This window comes from Rhizobium sp. M10, from assembly GCF_002531955.1.
Lineage (GTDB): Bacteria > Pseudomonadota > Alphaproteobacteria > Rhizobiales > Rhizobiaceae > Rhizobium > Rhizobium etli_C.
In genome coordinates this window covers 62,359-78,801 of record NZ_NWTA01000006.1, presented here as the reverse complement: position 1 = coordinate 78,801, position 16,443 = coordinate 62,359, and the positions used below count along the sequence as shown (strand labels likewise).

The window sequence follows — 16,443 nt, the reverse complement described above, 5'->3', positions numbered from 1 at the left end:
GGGATTCGCTATGAAAGCCATCGTCATTCATGCCGCCAAGGATCTCAGGATCGAGGAGCGCGAGCCGGAGGCTGCGGGAGAGGGGCAGGTGGAAGTCGCCATCGAAGCCGGCGGCATTTGCGGCTCCGACCTGCATTATTACAATCATGGCGGCTTCGGCACCGTTCGCCTGCGCGAGCCGATGATCCTCGGCCACGAAATCGCAGGCACGGTCAAGGCGCTGGGTGCCGGTGTGAGCGATCTTGCCGTCGGAGACCGTGTTGCGGTGTCCCCGAGCCGGCCGTGCAATCATTGCCAATATTGCCTGAAGGGACAGCAGAACCACTGCCTCAACATGCGATTTTACGGCAGCGCCATGCCGATGCCGCATATCCAGGGCGGCTTTCGCCAGCGGCTGGTGGCGGAGCGCTGGCAATGCCACAAGGTCACTGAGGGCATTTCCATTCACGAGGCCGCCTTCGCCGAACCCTTTGCCGTAACGCTGCATGCGGCCAGCCGCGCCGGATCGCTGCTGGGCAAACGGGTTCTCGTCACCGGTTGCGGCCCGATCGGGATGCTGGCGATTGTTGCCGCGCGCGTTCTCGGCGCCCGCGAAATCGTCGCAACCGATGTGACCGACAGCGTTCTGGCGATCGCCCGCACCAGCGGTGCGGATCGGACGATCAATGTCGCCACGCATGCCGCTGAACTCGCCGCTTACGGCGCCGACAAGGGATATTTCGACGTCATGTTCGAAGCGTCGGGCAATGAGCGCGCCGTGCGCGCCGGTCTGGAGGCGCTGAAGCCCCGCGCCGTTCTCGTGCAGCTCGGCCTCGGCGGCGATGTCTCCATCCCGCAGAACATGATCGTCGCCAAGGAAATCGAGATGCGCGGGACGTTCCGCTTTCACGAGGAATTTGCGCTTGCCGTCGAACTGATCAACGCGCGCCGCGTCGATCTGAAACCGCTGCTGACAGGGGTTTTTGCCATCGACGAGGCCGTCGCCGCCTTTGAATTGGCCAGCGACCGCAGCAAGTCGATGAAAGTCCAGATCGCCTTCTGACAAGGCGCCGATTATGGGCGCCGATTATCGGGCGCCGCGCTCCGTGCTTTCGCGCAGGACGACCCTGTAGCCGGTCAATGTGATCTCGTCGCCGGTCGCCTCGCCGCCCGCCTGCAGGGCATCCAGCAGGCGGGCAGCGGCCTGGCGGCCGATGCCGTAACAGTCGACATTGATCGTGGTGATGCTGGGATGACAGATCGACGAGATCTCGTAGTCGCCGAAGCCGGCAATGGCGATATCTTCAGGCACGCGCATTCCCCTGCGCTTGCATTCCATGATCGCGCCGAAGGCGGACAGGTCGGAGACGCAGAGAACCACTTCCGTGTCCGGCCAGCGTTCGAGGAGGCTCACCACCGCCTGGCCGCCCTGTTCCATCGTGATCGGCGGCACCCCGAAGGAAATCGCCCGCCCTGGTCCCAAGCCCAGTTCTTCGACAGTCTTCAGGAAACCGCTTCGCCGCTGGCTGCCGCGCGTATCGCGCGCCGTTGTACCGCCGATATAGCCGAACCTCCGGTAGCCCTGGCTCGCAAGCGCCCGCACCAGCAGGGACATCGCCTCGCTGTTGGAAAAGCCGACGACATGATTGATCGGTTCTTCCGGAATTTCCCAGGTTTCGACCACCGGAATACCGGCCTTATCAAGCATGCGCCGCGCCCGGTCGGTATGCGAACCGCCTGTCAGGATGATGCCTTCGGGGCGCCGGCGCAGCATCGCCTCGATCAGCTTTTCCTCTTTTTCGGCGGAATAATCGGTATAGCCGAGAAGGAGCTGAAGGCCGGTATTTTCCAAGGCATCGGTGATGCCGCGTGCGGTGTCGGAAAAATTCGAATTGTTGATGGAGGGCACGAGCGCCGCGATGAAGCCGCTGCGCCGAGAGGAAAGGCTGCCGGCGGAGAGATCGAGCACATAACCGAGCGCATCGACGGCTTCCATGATGCGCTTCCGGGTCTCTTCGGAAACGCTCGCATCCTGGCGAAAGGCGCGCGAAACGGTCATGGCCGACACGCCGACATATTTGGCGACTTCGGCCATCGTCAGCTTTTGGGCGTCTCCTCCCTTGAGACGTCTGCCTTTTGACTCATCCTCGTCTTTCACCGGCTCCGCTTTCAAACAGCTTCCACGTTGGGCAACTCAGGACACGATAAAGTTATCGCTATCATCGCACAATCAATATTATTGCAGGACTGCCGCGTTCCACAGTTCGTCGATCTCTGTACGAAGGGTGAAAAACAAGGCAGGATGATATCGATAACAATCTGAAGTGAGGGACATCATGTTCGGAGAAATCGAGGGTACGGGGTTCGAAGTGCTCGACCCACGCTTTGAAAGCTGTTTCGTCGGCCATGCCCGCGTCGAGCGGCTTTGGACGGGTGGCCGCTGGCTGGAAGGGCCGGCCTGGTTTGCCGCCGGACGTTATCTGGTCTTCTCGGATATCCCCAACAATCGCATGATGCGCTACGACGACACCAGCGGGCAGACGTCTGTCTTCCGCTCGCCCAGCAACAATTCCAACGGCAACACGGTCGACAATCAGGGACGGCTGATCACCTGCGAGCATCTGGCGCGCCGTGTCACGCGAACGGATTTCGACGGCGGGATTACCGTGCTGGCCGATCGCATTGCCGGCAAACGGCTCAACTCGCCCAACGACGTCATCGTCAAATCCGACGGAACCATCTGGTTCACCGACCCGAGCTACGGCATCCTCCACGATTATGAGGGCGACTACGGCGAAGAGGAAATCGGCGGATGCCACGTCTACCGGCATGATCCGGTAACAGGTACGACCGATCGGATGACGTCCGATTTCGTCAAGCCGAACGGGCTGGCCTTTTCTCCCGACGAAACGGTGCTTTACATCGCCGATACCGGGGCATCGCACGTATCCGGCGGTCCGCGCCATATCAGAAAGCTCGCCGTGTCCGATGACGGCAAGCTGACCGACCTCGGCATTTTCGCCGAATGCACCGCGGGTTTTTTCGATGGTTTCCGCGTCGACCGGAAGGGAAGGATCTGGACGAGCGCCGGAGACGGTGTGCACGCTTACGATCCGGATGGGACACTGCTCGGCAAGATCCATATTCCCGAGATCGTCTCCAATGTCGCTTTCGGCGGCGAGAAACGAAACCGCCTCTTCATCACCGCCACCACGTCGCTCTACGCTGTCTATCTCACGGCCAATGGGTCGAGGCTGGGATAGAGCGGGCTGTCGTTCCGTTCTCCGTTGAAGCGTTATGTTATGTGTGGTCGACTGTCGCTAGTAAACCCCTAGGCCCACAACAAAATCAGTCCACAACCTGTGTCGATGCACACAAGGCTCAGTTTATAGGCTGATTTTATTAATTGCTTATCAGCCTATAGACTGATATCTAGTTATCCTAGATCAGTCTGTGATATGATTTCGGTAAAAAGGTTTCAGTGATGAAAGGCGAAGTGCGAAAACGAGCGCGGAAACGGCTTGATGAACGCCTTCATGCACTGCAGCCTGTGGAGAACTTCAGAGCGCCCCCTAAAGGATGGGTTCGCGCATTGCGAGACGCACTCGGCATGACCGGAGCGCAACTCGGTTCCCGGATGGGGATCCGGCCGCAGACAGTGGAAGCGATCGAGAAGTCGGAGGCATCAGGAACGATCCAACTTAGCACCTTGCGCCGCGCAGCCGAAGCGCTCGACTGCACGCTTGTCTACGCACTGGTCCCGAATACGTCGCTCGAGGCTGCACTCAACGGCCGGGCAAGAAAGATCGCGTTGCGCGAACTTCAGCGGGTCGCGCATACGATGCGCCTGGAGGCACAGGGCACCGATGACGCCGATCTTGAATCCCGTATCCAGGCCTACATCCGTGACCAGCTTTCCGAGCGCGATCTCTGGTCAGAGAAATGACCGACCTCTTCCAGGAACCCGAGGATGCAACACCGCTTGAACCGCAGGAACGCGAGGGTCTGCTTCAAAGCTGGATCACGCATCGAAACGACCTCAACGAGGCCGAACAGGAGAACATCGTCAAGGGCGCAGCCTGGGGCCGCGGACGACGACGTATGCCGGTCCACAAGGTGCTGACGGAAGACTTTATGCGCACATTGCACCGACGCATGTTCGGCGAGGTCTGGCAATGGGCAGGTCGCTTCCGGGCGACGGAGCGGAACATTGGTATTCAGGCCTACCGCATCCCGGTCGAGCTCGCGGCTTTGCTTGCCGACGTGCGATACTGGATCGAGCATGACACCTTCGCTGCGGACGAGATTGCAATCCGATTCCACCATCGTCTGGTCGCCATCCACCCGTTCCCAAACGGCAACGGGCGCCATGCGCGACTGACGGCCGATCTTCTCGTGGAAAGACTGAAGGAAGAACCCTTCAGTTGGGGGAGCGGGAGCCTCAGCGACATGGGCGATCTACGCATGCGCTATGTCGCAGCACTTCAGGCCGCCGACAACCACGACATCGGTCCCTTTCTCGAGTTTGCCCACAGCTGAACGCGAAGCTCCTCGCTCCACTGAAAATCCAGCTTAATCTTCAAACGCCCAGCAACAGAGGCCGCCCTCCCAGGCGGCCTCTGCTTCGCAATGCTTCTCTTTCATCATTGACCGAGGCCGTCAGCCAATCGGATGAGTCCGAGGAAATCCGATCTGTAGCCGAAGGAATCCGTCCCCCGCGATGCCGCAGCGAGATCGCCAATCGCCTGATAGGAATAGGCATCGAGGGCGCTGGTGCGGCTCAGTTTCTGGCCGAAGGCGGCGACGGCCACCGAGAAGCGGACATCCTGCGGAGCGGCGTCAACGGTGGCGACCGTATTGCGGTCCTCGACTGGCGTGGTGATGAGGGCGCTCCTGTCCTCGCCCGGCCGCTTGTAGCGCATCTTGACGAAGGCAAGCTCGCCCTGATGCGCGCTGCCCGATGTCTCGGCCAATGCCTTATCGGCGGCGCCATAACGCAGGTCGTCATTCATGACCGCGGGACTTCCCTTGGGCGTGATCTCATAGATCGCCGTGACGCTGTGGCCGGAGCCGATATCGCCGGCATCGACGCGGTCATTGCTGAAATCCTCGCGTTTGAGAGCCCGTGTCTCGTAGCCGATCAGCCGGTATTCGGCGATCCGTTCCGGGTTGAATTCGACCTGGAACTTGACGTCCTTCGCGATCGGAAACAGCGTCGATCCGGCCTCTTCCACCAGCGTCTTCTGCGCCTCCGCCAGCGTGTCGATATAGGCGGCGCTGCCATTGCCGTTCTGCGCCAGCGTCTGCATCAGGGAATCGTTGAGATTGCCGCGGCCGAAGCCGAGAACAGTGAGGAAGATGCCCTCCTTGCGTTTGTCCTCGATGATGCGCTTCAGATCCTCGTCGCTCGACGGGCCGACATTGAAGTCGCCGTCCGTCGCCAGCATCACCCGGTTGACGCCGTCCTTGACGAAGGCCTTTTTGGCAAGATCGTAGGCCGCCTCGATACCCTCGGCGCCGCCGGTCGAGCCTCCAGCCTCCAGCCTGTCGATTGCCGAGAGGATCTTCGATTTCTCCGCCACCCGCGTCGGCTCGAGCACCGTGCCGGCATTGCCGGCATAGGTGACGATCGAGACGGTATCGTCTGGCTTCAGCCGGTTGACCAATAGACGGAAGGCGCTCTTCAGCAGCGGCAGCTTGTCCGGCTCGTCCATCGAGCCCGACACGTCGATCAGGAAGACGAGATTGGCGTGCGGCGCAGTCGCCGGCGCGATGTCATAACCCTTGATCGCCACATGCATCAGTTCCGTGTCGTGGTTCCACGGCGTCGGCAACACCGTCACTGTCGCCTTGAAGGGCTGGTCAGCCTTGTCGGGACGCGGCCAATCATAGGGGAAGTAATTGATCATCTCCTCGACGCGCACCGATTGCGGATCGGGCATTGCCCCGCCGGTCAGCGACCGGCGGACGAAGGAATAGGAGGCGCTGTCGACATCGGCGGAGAAGGTCGAGACCGGATCGGCCGCGACACTCTTGATCGGATTTGCCGCCGCATTGGCGAAGCGTTCGCGGCCGGGATCGACTTGAACCTGCATACGGCTTTCCGTCGGCGGAGCAGGCGAGGGGGCGACGGCCATCGGCTCGGCTGCCTGCTGATTTGGGGCGACGATACCCTGCGCGACAGAGCGCTTGGCCCCTTCGGACATTGTACGTCGCTTATTTAAGAGGGCGGAGACGTCGTCCGAATTGAGATCAGATTTCCGCGCCGCGATCGCCTGCTCCTTGTCCTGCAAGGCTTGAGCGCTGTCGGCCGCCGTGGATTGAGGCAGCCGGCTCTCTTCGGTAACCGCTTCGGAAAGCGCGGGCGCGGCCGGCCGGCCAGTCGGTATTGGCACTTCATTTTTCGAAACAGTGCCCTCGATCCTTTCCTTCTCGACGATCGGTTGGTTGCGGGTCAGCTCGAAGGTGAGATAACCGGCGGCGGGAATGACGAGCAGCGTCGCAAGGGCTGAACCGGCGAGGAATTTCTTATTCACAGCAGGGCTCCATATCCAGTTGATGATGGAGCTTGGACGCCGGCCTTTCGCATTTCCTTGGGCTGCCGCTGCATTATTTTCTGCGCTGTCGAAGGCCTGCATCGCCGCGGCAAGGGCGCGTGCACGCGCCTGCGGATCGGCTGCCGGCGGCGCGAGGCGGGAGAGCTTTTCGAGTTCCTTGTCCATCATACCTCCTCCTTGCCGAGCATGGCCTTCAGCCTCTTGCGCGCCTCGTGGACCTGCCAGGACACGGTCGCCTCCGAGCAGCCCATGACATCGGCGGCCGCCGAATGGCTGAGGCCTTCGCCATAGACGAGCAGCACGGCGTCGCATTGCCGTTCCGGCAAAGCGCGCACGGCCGCCCATAATTCGCTCGACAGCTCGTCGTCGCTTCCGCCCGGCGCATCCTGCTGCGGTTCGGCCGCGTAAGCGCGGAATGTCTGCTCTTCCCGCGCAAGCTTGCGTCTATGGTCGCGGGCGGCGTTGAGCGTCAGCGTGTAGAGCCATGTCCTGAAGCGGCTGGCGCCGCGAAAGCCACGGATGGCCGCGCCGAGCTTGACGCAGACCTCCTGGGCGATATCGTCGGCGTCGGTGGAACTGCCTGACCATCGCCATGCCGTCGCGTGAACGAAATCATAATGGCGCGAGACCAGTTGCCCGAAGGCCTCCCGGTCACCCCCCTGCGCTCGTTCTATGAGCTCCGCATCCAATGCGCACCTACCCCCAAGCTATCAAGCAAGATGCTATTTCGGGATTGAGACGTTTCTCCGATGGCTTTCCTTGGGTCGACGCCAAAAAAATTTTTGCGAATTTGAATTGGGCTCAAAATAATCGAGCGCCGCGACATAAACGGGTCGCTGCCGGACAGATCGGTTCCATCGCAAAGGCGCAAGATGACGGCAGAGTCGGCCAGGGACATGGATCTGCATGTTCCAAATCGAAAGGACCCTCAATGTCCGCTCCAACGCCTGTCCCCACCGAAAAGGGCATCCTGCAATTTCTCGCAATTTGCGATGCTTTTTATCCGCCGGATGCGATTGAGGCATCGGTCGAACAGCAGCGGCATTGGTACGATGCTCTTTGCGCGCGCTTCGACCGTCCGCTGCCCCCGGATATGATCTTTGCGGACGGCATGGTTCAGCGCGTACCGATCCGGCGCTACCGTCCGCGCAAAATCGTTACCCGCACCATTCTGCTCTATCTTCATGGCGGCGGTTTCGTCGCCGGTTCGCTTGAGAGCCATCATGCCATCTGCGCCGAGATCGCCGATTTCGCCGGTGCGGAACTCGTCTCGGTCGATTATCGGCTCGCGCCCGAATATCGCTGGCCGGCGCAGACGGATGACGGTTTTGCCGTGCTGAAACATCTGCTTTCCGCCGGGAGCAAGGTCGTGCTGATCGGCGACAGCGCCGGCGGCAATCTTGCGGCCGGCCTTGCCTTGCGCGCGCGCAATGAGGAGCTATCAGGCGTCGTCGGCCAGGTGCTGATCTACCCGGCGCTCGGCGGCGACCTTGCCGCAGGTTCCTACGTCGAAATGGCTGCGGCACCCGGCCTGACAACGGCGGATGTCACCTATTATCGCACGATCCTGCAGGCGCCTGACAACAATGAGATCGCCGAGCCGCTGCAGGCGCCGTCGCTTGCCGGGCTGCCACCGACCTTCATCACGGTCGCGCACTTCGATCCGCTCCGCGACGACGGCCGGCAATATGCCGCCCGGCTGGCTGCGGAGGGCATCGAGGTCTCGTTCCGGGAGGAGCCGCAGATGGTGCATGCCTGGCTGCGCGCCCGCCACATGAGCGATGGCGCCAAGGACGGCTTCCGCGCGGTCTGCGAGGCCGTCAGGCATTTTGCGACCGCCTGACGATCACATCAGGTCGCGGGCGATCTTCTTTTCCGCGAAGACCTTTTCGAAGATCTGCACGTCATCCTCGAAAGCCGTGACGATGGCGCTGATGATCCAATCGGTCGCCGTGCAGGCAATCCGCGCAGTTGCGACGGTGCGGACGAACCAGCCGGGACGGCGCATGTCGCAGGTCCAGGTCGAAATCCCCGTCATCGACAGCGGATCGCCGGGCGAGATCGACCAGACTTCCTCCCGCAACTGCCGGGTCGACAGGCCGGTCTCAGGATGTTCGGTGAGCCCGGTATCCTCATGAATGCGATATTTCGTGCGGTTCGACGAAAGATCACGGACGACCTGTCGCTTGGTCGCGGCGGCGGCATGCTCGATATATTTCGGCAAAGGATCGGGATTGGCCGGTTCGTCGATTTCAATCCTCTCGTGTTCGCCGAGCATCGGCAGCCCAAGACCAAGTGAGGCGATATCGACATCGATCCCCCCGTCTTCCGGCGGCGGTAGGATCATCGGCCAATAGGCGGTGGAAAGCGAAAGGCGGATGCGATGTCCCTTGCGGAAGCGATAGCCGCAGGCATCGAGCACGAGCCGGATCGACACTGTCTCGCCCGCGGTCAGCGGTTTCGGATCGGCGTTGCCGTCGCGATGGCTGAGGTTGACGACGCCGAAGGCGACCCGCGTCGCCGTGCCGTCGGGATGAACATCGACGAGCCGGGCGCAAAGATTTCCGCTCTTTGCCCGGGAGCGCAGTGCAAGCGTCAGCACCGGCCGGCCGAGATAGTCGTGATCCCGCGCCAGCGGCATCGTATCGAAGACCAGCGAGCCGGCATCGTCAAAGCGTTGATCGATCGCCATTTCGGCATCGGGCTTCAGCGTGAAATATTCACCCGATGCCGTGCCGGTATCGAGGGGAGAACTCAGATAGACGGGATGCTCCGGCGCATGCGGGATCGGCATGCCCTCCGTCAGCCTGCCGAATTGCTCGACATAGAAGCATTGCATCTTCGGCGGCGACCAGCTGTCTTTCGCCACCCAGAAACCCGGATCGCTGTCGCGGCGGAGAGCCGGGCGGATAGCATCGAGAATATAGGCGCGCGCCTGCGGCAGGCGGTCGATGCCATTGTCCTCGCCGCGCAGCCATTTGTTCCACCAGGCGATTGCTTCGGCATGGAAATCCGTGCGCGGTTTCGGCCAGGCGAAATGCGGGTATTTGTGCACCCAGGGGCCGATCAGCGCTTTTGCCTTGTCGCCCAAGCCCTCGACCGCCATGAGCGGCGTGTTGCGATAGCCGTCGGCCCAGCCGGCGATGACAAGCGTCGGGATCTCGACGCGGGAAAAATCCTCCGAAATCGAGCCGTGACGCCAGAAATCATCGCGCCGCTGATGGGTCAGCCACGCCTCCATGAAGAAGGGTTCGCCTGCCAGGCGCTCGATCCACATCTCCTTCCAGCGCTCGCCGACAAGGGCGGGATCGGGCGGGCGCGACTGGTAGCCGAGCATCGTCGCCGCCCATGAGAGCTGGGCGGAGAGATGGCAGCCGTTCTTGTAGTGGATATCGTCATTATAGCGATCAACGGTCGAGGCGATCGAGATGACGGCTTTGAGCGCCGGCGGGCGCAGGGCTGCGACCTGCAGGCTGTTGAAGCCGCCCCAGGAGATGCCCATCATGCCGACCGCGCCGTTCGACCAGGGCTGCGCCGCAATCCAGGCGATCAGCTCGCAGGCATCGGCAAGCTCGCGTTCGGTATATTCGCCGTCGATGACGCCGTCGGATTCGCCCGATCCGCGGATATCGACGCGCACGCCGGCAATACCGGCGGCGGCGAACACCGGATAGGTCGACTCATCGCGGGGGCTGGTGCCGTCGCGCTTGCGATAGGGCAGGAATTCGAAGACGGCTGGAACCGGGTCTTCCGCCGCGCCGTCGGGCATCCAGATGCGCGCCGCAAGCCGCGTTCCGTCCTTCAGCGTGATCCATTCATTCTCGATGGTAGTGAAGCCGCGCGACGTCATGTCTGTTCCCTCTCAATGACCGGCGCTTTCCATCCGCCGGGTCGCAAGCACGCGTTCCAGCCAGCCGATTTCCATTTCCGGCACCGATTTCAGAAGCAGATCGGTGTAGTCGTCGAAGGGCGGCGATAGCGCCGTCGATTTCGGCCCGAACCGCACCAGCTTGCCGCGATGCATCACCGCCACGCTGTCGGCGATCGCCCGCACGATCGCGATGTCATGGGTGATGAAGACATAGGACAGTTGCTCTTCTTCCTGCAGCCGCAGCAGCAGTTTGAGGATGCCCTCCGCGACCAGCGGATCGAGCGCCGAAGTCGGCTCGTCGCAAAGGATGAGTTCGGGTTTGGCGGCAAGGGCTCTGGCGATCGCCACCCGCTGCTTCTGACCGCCGGAGAGTTCGGCCGGATAACGATCGACGAAGCCGTTGCCCATTTCGATCTGGTCGAGCAGCTCCTTCACCCTGGCGGTCTTCTCGGCGCCTCTCAGGCCGTAATAGAAGGTCAGCGGCCGGCCGATGATGTCGCGCACCGTCTGGCGCGGGTTCATCGCCGTATCGGCCATCTGATAGATCAGCTGGATGCGCCTGAGATCGTCGTTCGGCCGGCTCTTGAGACCGGGCATCAACGGCTTGCCGGCAAAGACGACACGCCCGCTGCTTGGCGGCAACAGGCCGGTGATGACGCGCGCCAGCGTCGATTTACCGGAACCGGATTCGCCGACGACGGCAAGCGTCTGCCCCTTCGGCACATGCAGCGAGACATCGTGCAGCACCTTGAAGCCGTTGGAATATTCGGCGCTGACATTCTCCACCTTGAGAAGGGCCGCCGATTGGTCGGCGGCTTCATCGCGATAGGCCTGCCTGACATTGACCAGGGCGCGGGTGTAATCCTCGCGCGGCGCCTCGATGATCTGCTGGACACTGCCATATTCCACCTGCTTGCCATGGCGAAGGACCATGATGTCGTCCGAGATCTGGGCGACGACGGCGAGATCGTGGGTGATGTAGAGTGCGGCGGTATGCGTCTCCTCGATGGCGTGCTTGATCGCCGCCAGCACGTCGATCTGCGTGGTGACGTCGAGCGCCGTGGTCGGCTCGTCGAAGACGATGAGTTCAGGGTTCGAGCAGAGCGCCATCGCCGTCATCGCGCGCTGCAGCTGACCGCCGGAGACCTGGTGGGCGAAGCGCTCGCCGAAGGTTTCCGGATTGGGCAGGCCGAGGACGCGGAACAGATAAAGCGCCCGTTTGCGCGCCTCCTCCCGGCTCATCAATCCATGTTTGACCGAGGCTTCGATCACCTGGTCGCCGAGCCGGTGCGCCGGGTTGAAGGCGGCTGCCGCCGATTGCGCGACGTAGCAGACCCGGGCGCCGCGGATTTTCCGGATGCCATCCTTGCCGAGCGTCAGAATATCGGTGCCGTCGAGCCGCACCTCGCCGCCGGTGATTTCGGCGCCGCCGCGGCCATAGGCGAGCGCGGAGAGGCCGATCGTCGACTTGCCGGCGCCCGATTCTCCGATGAGTCCGAGAACCTTGCCCTTCTGAAGGTCGAAGGAGACACCATCGACGATGGTTACGCGCTTCGGCGCTTCGCCGGGCGGATAGCTGGTCGCTTCGATCTTCAGATTGCGGACGGAAAGAAGCTCAGGCATCGCCGCGCCCTCCCTTGAGGCTGGATGTGCGTTTCAGAAGCCAGTCGACGACGAGGTTGACGCAGATGGCAAGGGTCGCGATCGCCGTGCCCGGCACCAGTGCGGCTGAAATGCCGAAGATGATGCCGTCCTTGTTGTCCTTGACCATGCCGCCCCAATCGGCCGCCGGCGGCTGGATGCCGAGGCCGAGGAAGGACAGGGTGGAGAGGAAGAGGATCGAGAAGGCGAAGCGCAGTCCGAACTCGGCCAGCAGCGGTGACAGCGTGTTCGGCAGGATCTCGCGGAAGATGATCCAGAGCTTGCCTTCGCCGCGCAGCTTCGCCGCCTCGACGAATTCCATCACCGCGACATCGAGCGCCACGGCGCGGCCGAGACGATAGACGCGGGTGGAATCGAGGATCGCCATGACGAGGATCAGGACGATCATATTCTGCGGCAGGACCGCGAGCACCACGAGCGCGAAGATCAGCGTCGGGATCGACATCATCAGATCGTTGAAGCGCGAAAACACCGTGTCGATGATGCCGCGCGAGACGGCTGCCGTGAAGCTCAGGATGACCCCGAGCGAGAAGGAGATGATGGTGGCGGCGGAAGCGACGAGCAGCGTCGTGCGCGCGCCGAAAATCAGGCGCGAAAGGATATCGCGGCCGAGATTGTCGAGGCCGAAGATATATTTGTCGTCCGGCAGCTGCCAGACGTCGCCGACGACCTGGGTCTCGCCGTAAGGTGCGATCCAGGGTGCGAAGATCGCGAAGATGAAGGCGATGGCGATGCCAGCCATGCCGATCCAGGCGGTGATGGGGATGTCTCTTGCTCTCATCGCGGATGCCTCAGTCGGGGATTGGCGACGATCGCGAGGATATCGGCCATCATGTTGAGGAAGATGTAGACGGCCGCGAAGATCAGGCCGCAAGCCTGCACGACGGGCATGTCGCGCACCGTGACCGCATCGACCATATATTGACCCATGCCGGGATAGACGAAGACCACTTCGACGACCACGACGCCGACCACGAGATAGGCGAGGGTCAAGGCGACGACATTGATGATCGGCGCGAGCGCATTGGGAGCGGCATGCTTGACGATCGAACGGAAGGCGCTGAGGCCCTTCAGCTCCGCTGTCTCCATATAAGCCGACGACATGACGGAAAGGATCGCCGCCCGCGTCATGCGCATCATGTGCGCGAGCACAACGAGCACCAGCGTCGCCGTCGGCAGCGCGATCGCCTTCAATCGCTCGACGAAGCCCATGCTGTCATAGACGGTCGCCGGAAAGGTCGCCATGCCGAATTTCACCGCGAAGAAGAGGATCAGCAGGTAACCGATGAAGAATTCCGGCAGCGAGATTGCCGCCAACGAAATCACGTTGATGATCTTATCAGGCATGCGGTTGCGGAAGTGCACCGAGACCATGCCGAGGCCGACGGCGAGCGGCACTGAAATCACCGCCGCGAACCCCGCCAGAAAAAGCGAGTTGCCGAGGCGCTTGCCGATCTGTTCGCTCACCGAATTCTTGCTGGCCCAGGAGGTGCCGAAGTCACCCTGGACGGCGTTGCCGAGCCATTCGACGTAGCGCGTCGTCACCGGGCGATCGAGCCCGAGATCCTGGCGAATATTGGCGACGGCCTGCGGCGTCGCCGACTGGCCGAGATAGGTGGTGGCAAAATCGCCGGGCAGGGCTTCGAGCCCACCGAAGATCAGGATGGAAACGGCAAAAAGCAGAATAATGCTGAGCACGAAACGCTCGAGGATGAGGGCAAGCAACGGAAAACGCTGCCGGAACCTCAAGCCCGGCAAGATCTTGCTTGGGGCAGGGTTGGTCATGGCGAGGGCCTTTGGCTAAAACGTCGGGGGGACCGCGGGTTTCTTCCCACAGTCCCAGCTTCGTCGAAGATCGGAGGGGCGTTGCGCCCCTTGCCATCAGGTCTCCAGCCAGACGCGCGTCGCGACGTAACCGTTCGACATGTCGTTACCGATGTCGTGGACATAGCCCTTCACCTGCTTGGTGGAGGCGTTCACGAAGTCGTTGAACATCGGCAGGATCAGCCCGCCCTCGTCGCGCACCATCATCGCCATGGTGCGATACATATCCTTGCGCTTGGCTTCATCAAGCTCGGAGCGGGCCTCCAGCAAGAGCTTGTCGAAGTCGGGGCGCTTGAAGCGGGTGTCGTTCCAGTCCGCCGTCGAGAGATAGGCGGTGGAATACATCTGGTCCTGCGTCGGCCGGCCGCCCCAATAGGAGGTCGAGAAGGGCTGGACGTTCCAGACATTGGTCCAGTAGCCGTCGCCCGGTTCGCGCTTGACCTCGATCTCGATCCCGGCCTTCTTGCAGCTTTCCTGATAGAGGACCGCGGCATCGACGCCGCCGGGGAAGGCGACTTCCGAAGTGCGCAGAAGAACTGAGCCGCTATGGCCCGACTTCTTGTAATGGAAGGCCGCCTTGTCGGGATCGTAAACGCGCTGCTCGATACCCTCGGGAAACAGCGCATAGGTGGCGTTGATCGGAAAGTCGTTGCCGACCTTGCCGTAACCGCCGAGGATCTTCTCCACCATGGTCTCGCGATCCATCGCGTATTTCAGCGCGAGGCGCAGGTCGTTATTGTCGAACGGCGCCTTGTCACAATGCATGATGAAGACGTAGTGGCCGCGGCCGGCGGTCGAGAGGATCTCGACATTGGGCGCGCGTTTCAGGAGGTTGACCGTCTTCGGGTCGACGCGGTTGATATAGTGCACCTGGCCGGACGACAGCGCCGCGATGCGGGCGGTCGCATCGTTCATGCCGATGATCTCGATCGAGTCAACATAACCCCGGTCGCTGCGCCAGTCGTCCTTGTTCTTCTCGAAGGTGGCGCGAACGCCCGGTTCGAAGCTCGTCAGCTTGTAAGGGCCGGTGCCGATCGAGGCGAGGGGATCGTCGACGCCGCCATTCGGCTGGATGACCAGATGATAGTCGGAGAGCAGCAGCGGCATGTCGGCATTACCTTCGCTGAGCGTCAGCACGAGGTTGCCGCCGTCGGCCTTGATCTCCTTGATCGAACCGAGGACACCGAGCGCCCCGGATTCCGACTTCGCATCAGTGTGACGCTTCAGCGTCGCAACGACGTCGTCGATCGTCAGCTCCTTGCCGTCGTGGAACTTGACGCCCTTGCGGATCTTGAAGGTCCAGGTCACCGCGTCTTTCGAGGGTTCCCAGGATTCGGCAAGTGCGGGCACGGCGGCACCCGTCAACGGGTCGGATTCAACAAGCATGTCGCCCCAGCAGCGGCCGACGCAGAACATGAACTGCGACAGGAATTTCGCCGGGTCCTTGGAATCGGTGGCGGCACCGCCTTCGAGACCGAGCTTCAGATGGCCGCCGCGCTTCGGTTCGGCGGCTTCGGCACTTTCGGTGAAGAGCTTGTCGGCGACGGCAAGCGTGATACCGGCCGCCATGGCGCGTCCCATGAATTCGCGGCGGCTGAGCCCGCCCGCGGTGACGCGGCTTGCAAGATATTTGGTATAGTCGTTCATTCCCCAGTTCCTTCTTTATGGTGCGTTGACAGAACTTCCGGGCAGGATCGCAGACGGTTTCCTCTCCGCCTCCGGTGCCCGCATCATGCGGGAAAATGCTGCGGTTGCTGCCGCCTCTTCACTGTCCTTTCCAAATCGGGTTTCGCTTTTCGGCGAAGGCGCGGGCGCCTTCCAATTGATCTTCGCTCGAATAGAGCCTGTCGACGGTCGCAAACTGCCGCTTGGTGATCTTGTTCATGGCAGTCTGGAACGTCGAACCCTCGGCTTCGCGCACGATTTCCTTGATGGCCGCATAGACGAGCGGCGGCCCGCTTGCGAGCAGGCGGGCGAGCTCCCAGGCTCTCTCCATCAGCCTATCGGCCGGCAGGACCTCGTTGACGAAGCCCCAGCGATGCGCCTCGTGAACGTCGAGCCAGCGTCCCGTCAAAAGCATGTCCATGGCGATGTGATAGGGAATGCGCTTCGGCAGCTTGATCGAGGCGGCATCGGCAACCGTGCCCGAGCGGATTTCCGGCAGGGCGAAACTCGCGTGTTCGGCGGCGATGATCAGGTCGGCCGAAAGGGCGATCTCCAGACCGCCGCCGCAACAGATACCGTTGACCGCTGCAATGACCGGCTTGTTGAGGTCGCGCAGTTCCTGCAGCCCGCCGAAGCCGCCGACGCCGTAATCGCCGTCGACCGCATCACCTGATGCAGCAGCCTTCAGGTCCCATCCGGCACAGAAGAATTTTTCACCCGCACCCGAGACGATGGCGACGCGCAATTCAGGATCGTCGCGAAAATCCCGGAAGATCAAGCCCAAGGCACGGCTGGTCGCAAGGTCGATGGCGTTCGCCTTCGGCCGGTCGATGACGACTTCGAGCACGCCGTCGTCATGTCGCGTGCGAATATGGTCGCTCAACC

14 protein-coding genes are annotated in these 16,443 nt (G+C 62.0%); 5 read left to right on the top strand and 9 right to left on the bottom strand.

Annotated elements, in window-relative coordinates:
- The first annotated feature begins 10 nt into the window (after positions 1-10).
- A complete protein-coding gene (locus CO671_RS11810) occupies positions 11-1,042 on the top strand; it encodes an L-idonate 5-dehydrogenase (protein WP_097606072.1) in 1,032 nt (343 codons plus the stop codon).
- A 24-nt stretch (positions 1,043-1,066) separates the two neighbouring features.
- On the opposite strand, the gene CO671_RS11805 is transcribed toward CO671_RS11810, so the two are convergent.
- Entirely contained in the window at positions 1,067-2,137 is a 1,071-nt protein-coding gene (locus tag CO671_RS11805) for a LacI family DNA-binding transcriptional regulator (protein WP_097606302.1), read from the bottom strand.
- Between the two features lie 178 nt (positions 2,138-2,315).
- Between CO671_RS11805 and CO671_RS11800 the strand changes: the two genes are divergently transcribed.
- The 3 genes from CO671_RS11800 (at position 2,316) to CO671_RS11790 (ending at position 4,518) form a co-directional block, all read left to right on the top strand.
- Positions 2,316-3,242, top strand: coding sequence for an SMP-30/gluconolactonase/LRE family protein (locus CO671_RS11800; RefSeq protein WP_097606071.1), 927 nt, complete (start codon positions 2,316-2,318; stop codon positions 3,240-3,242).
- 221 nt (positions 3,243-3,463) lie between these two features.
- The gene (locus CO671_RS11795) at positions 3,464-3,925 is read left to right on the top strand and encodes a mobile mystery protein A (protein ID WP_097606070.1); all 462 of its coding nucleotides are present in this window, start codon (positions 3,464-3,466) and stop codon (positions 3,923-3,925) included.
- Positions 3,922-4,518 (top strand): mobile mystery protein B, encoded by a 597-nt coding sequence (locus CO671_RS11790; protein WP_097606069.1) that lies wholly within the window; start codon positions 3,922-3,924, stop codon positions 4,516-4,518. Before CO671_RS11795 ends, CO671_RS11790 begins: the two co-directional genes overlap by 4 nt.
- Before the next feature lie 104 nt (positions 4,519-4,622).
- On the opposite strand, the gene CO671_RS11785 is transcribed toward CO671_RS11790, so the two are convergent.
- Both CO671_RS11785 and CO671_RS11780 read right to left on the bottom strand, forming a co-directional pair.
- Positions 4,623-6,704 (bottom strand): VWA domain-containing protein, encoded by a 2,082-nt coding sequence (locus tag CO671_RS11785; RefSeq protein ID WP_097606068.1) that lies wholly within the window; start codon positions 6,702-6,704, stop codon positions 4,623-4,625.
- Positions 6,701-7,225, bottom strand: a complete 525-nt coding sequence (locus CO671_RS11780; protein WP_097606067.1) for an RNA polymerase sigma factor — start codon at positions 7,223-7,225, stop codon at positions 6,701-6,703. The genes CO671_RS11785 and CO671_RS11780 overlap by 4 nt, the downstream gene beginning before the upstream one ends.
- 242 nt (positions 7,226-7,467) lie before the next feature.
- On the opposite strand from CO671_RS11780, the gene CO671_RS11775 reads away from it, so the two are divergent.
- On the top strand, positions 7,468-8,379 hold the full coding sequence (locus CO671_RS11775; RefSeq protein WP_097606066.1) for an alpha/beta hydrolase: 912 nt from the start codon (positions 7,468-7,470) through the stop codon (positions 8,377-8,379).
- Positions 8,380-8,382: 3 nt separating this feature from the next.
- Here CO671_RS11775 and CO671_RS11770 read toward each other — a convergent pair whose 3' ends face one another.
- The 6 genes from CO671_RS11770 to CO671_RS11745 all read right to left on the bottom strand — a co-directional run bounded on the left by CO671_RS11770 (position 8,383) and on the right by CO671_RS11745 (position 16,441).
- On the bottom strand, positions 8,383-10,386 hold the full coding sequence (locus tag CO671_RS11770) for a CocE/NonD family hydrolase (protein WP_097606065.1): 2,004 nt from the start codon (positions 10,384-10,386) through the stop codon (positions 8,383-8,385).
- Positions 10,387-10,398: 12 nt separating this feature from the next.
- Positions 10,399-12,030 (bottom strand): ABC transporter ATP-binding protein, encoded by a 1,632-nt coding sequence (locus tag CO671_RS11765; protein WP_097606064.1) that lies wholly within the window; start codon positions 12,028-12,030, stop codon positions 10,399-10,401.
- Entirely contained in the window at positions 12,023-12,850 is an 828-nt protein-coding gene (locus CO671_RS11760) for an ABC transporter permease (RefSeq protein ID WP_097606063.1), read from the bottom strand. Before CO671_RS11760 ends, CO671_RS11765 begins: the two co-directional genes overlap by 8 nt.
- Positions 12,847-13,854 (bottom strand): ABC transporter permease, encoded by a 1,008-nt coding sequence (locus tag CO671_RS11755; protein WP_097606062.1) that lies wholly within the window; start codon positions 13,852-13,854, stop codon positions 12,847-12,849. The genes CO671_RS11760 and CO671_RS11755 overlap by 4 nt, the downstream gene beginning before the upstream one ends.
- A gap of 96 nt (positions 13,855-13,950) precedes the next feature.
- Complete coding sequence (locus CO671_RS11750) at positions 13,951-15,540, bottom strand: ABC transporter substrate-binding protein (RefSeq protein WP_097606061.1); 1,590 nt, start codon at positions 15,538-15,540, stop codon at positions 13,951-13,953.
- 118 nt (positions 15,541-15,658) lie between these two features.
- Entirely contained in the window at positions 15,659-16,441 is a 783-nt protein-coding gene (locus CO671_RS11745; RefSeq protein WP_097606060.1) for a carnitinyl-CoA dehydratase, read from the bottom strand.
- Positions 16,442-16,443: the final 2 nt, after the last annotated feature.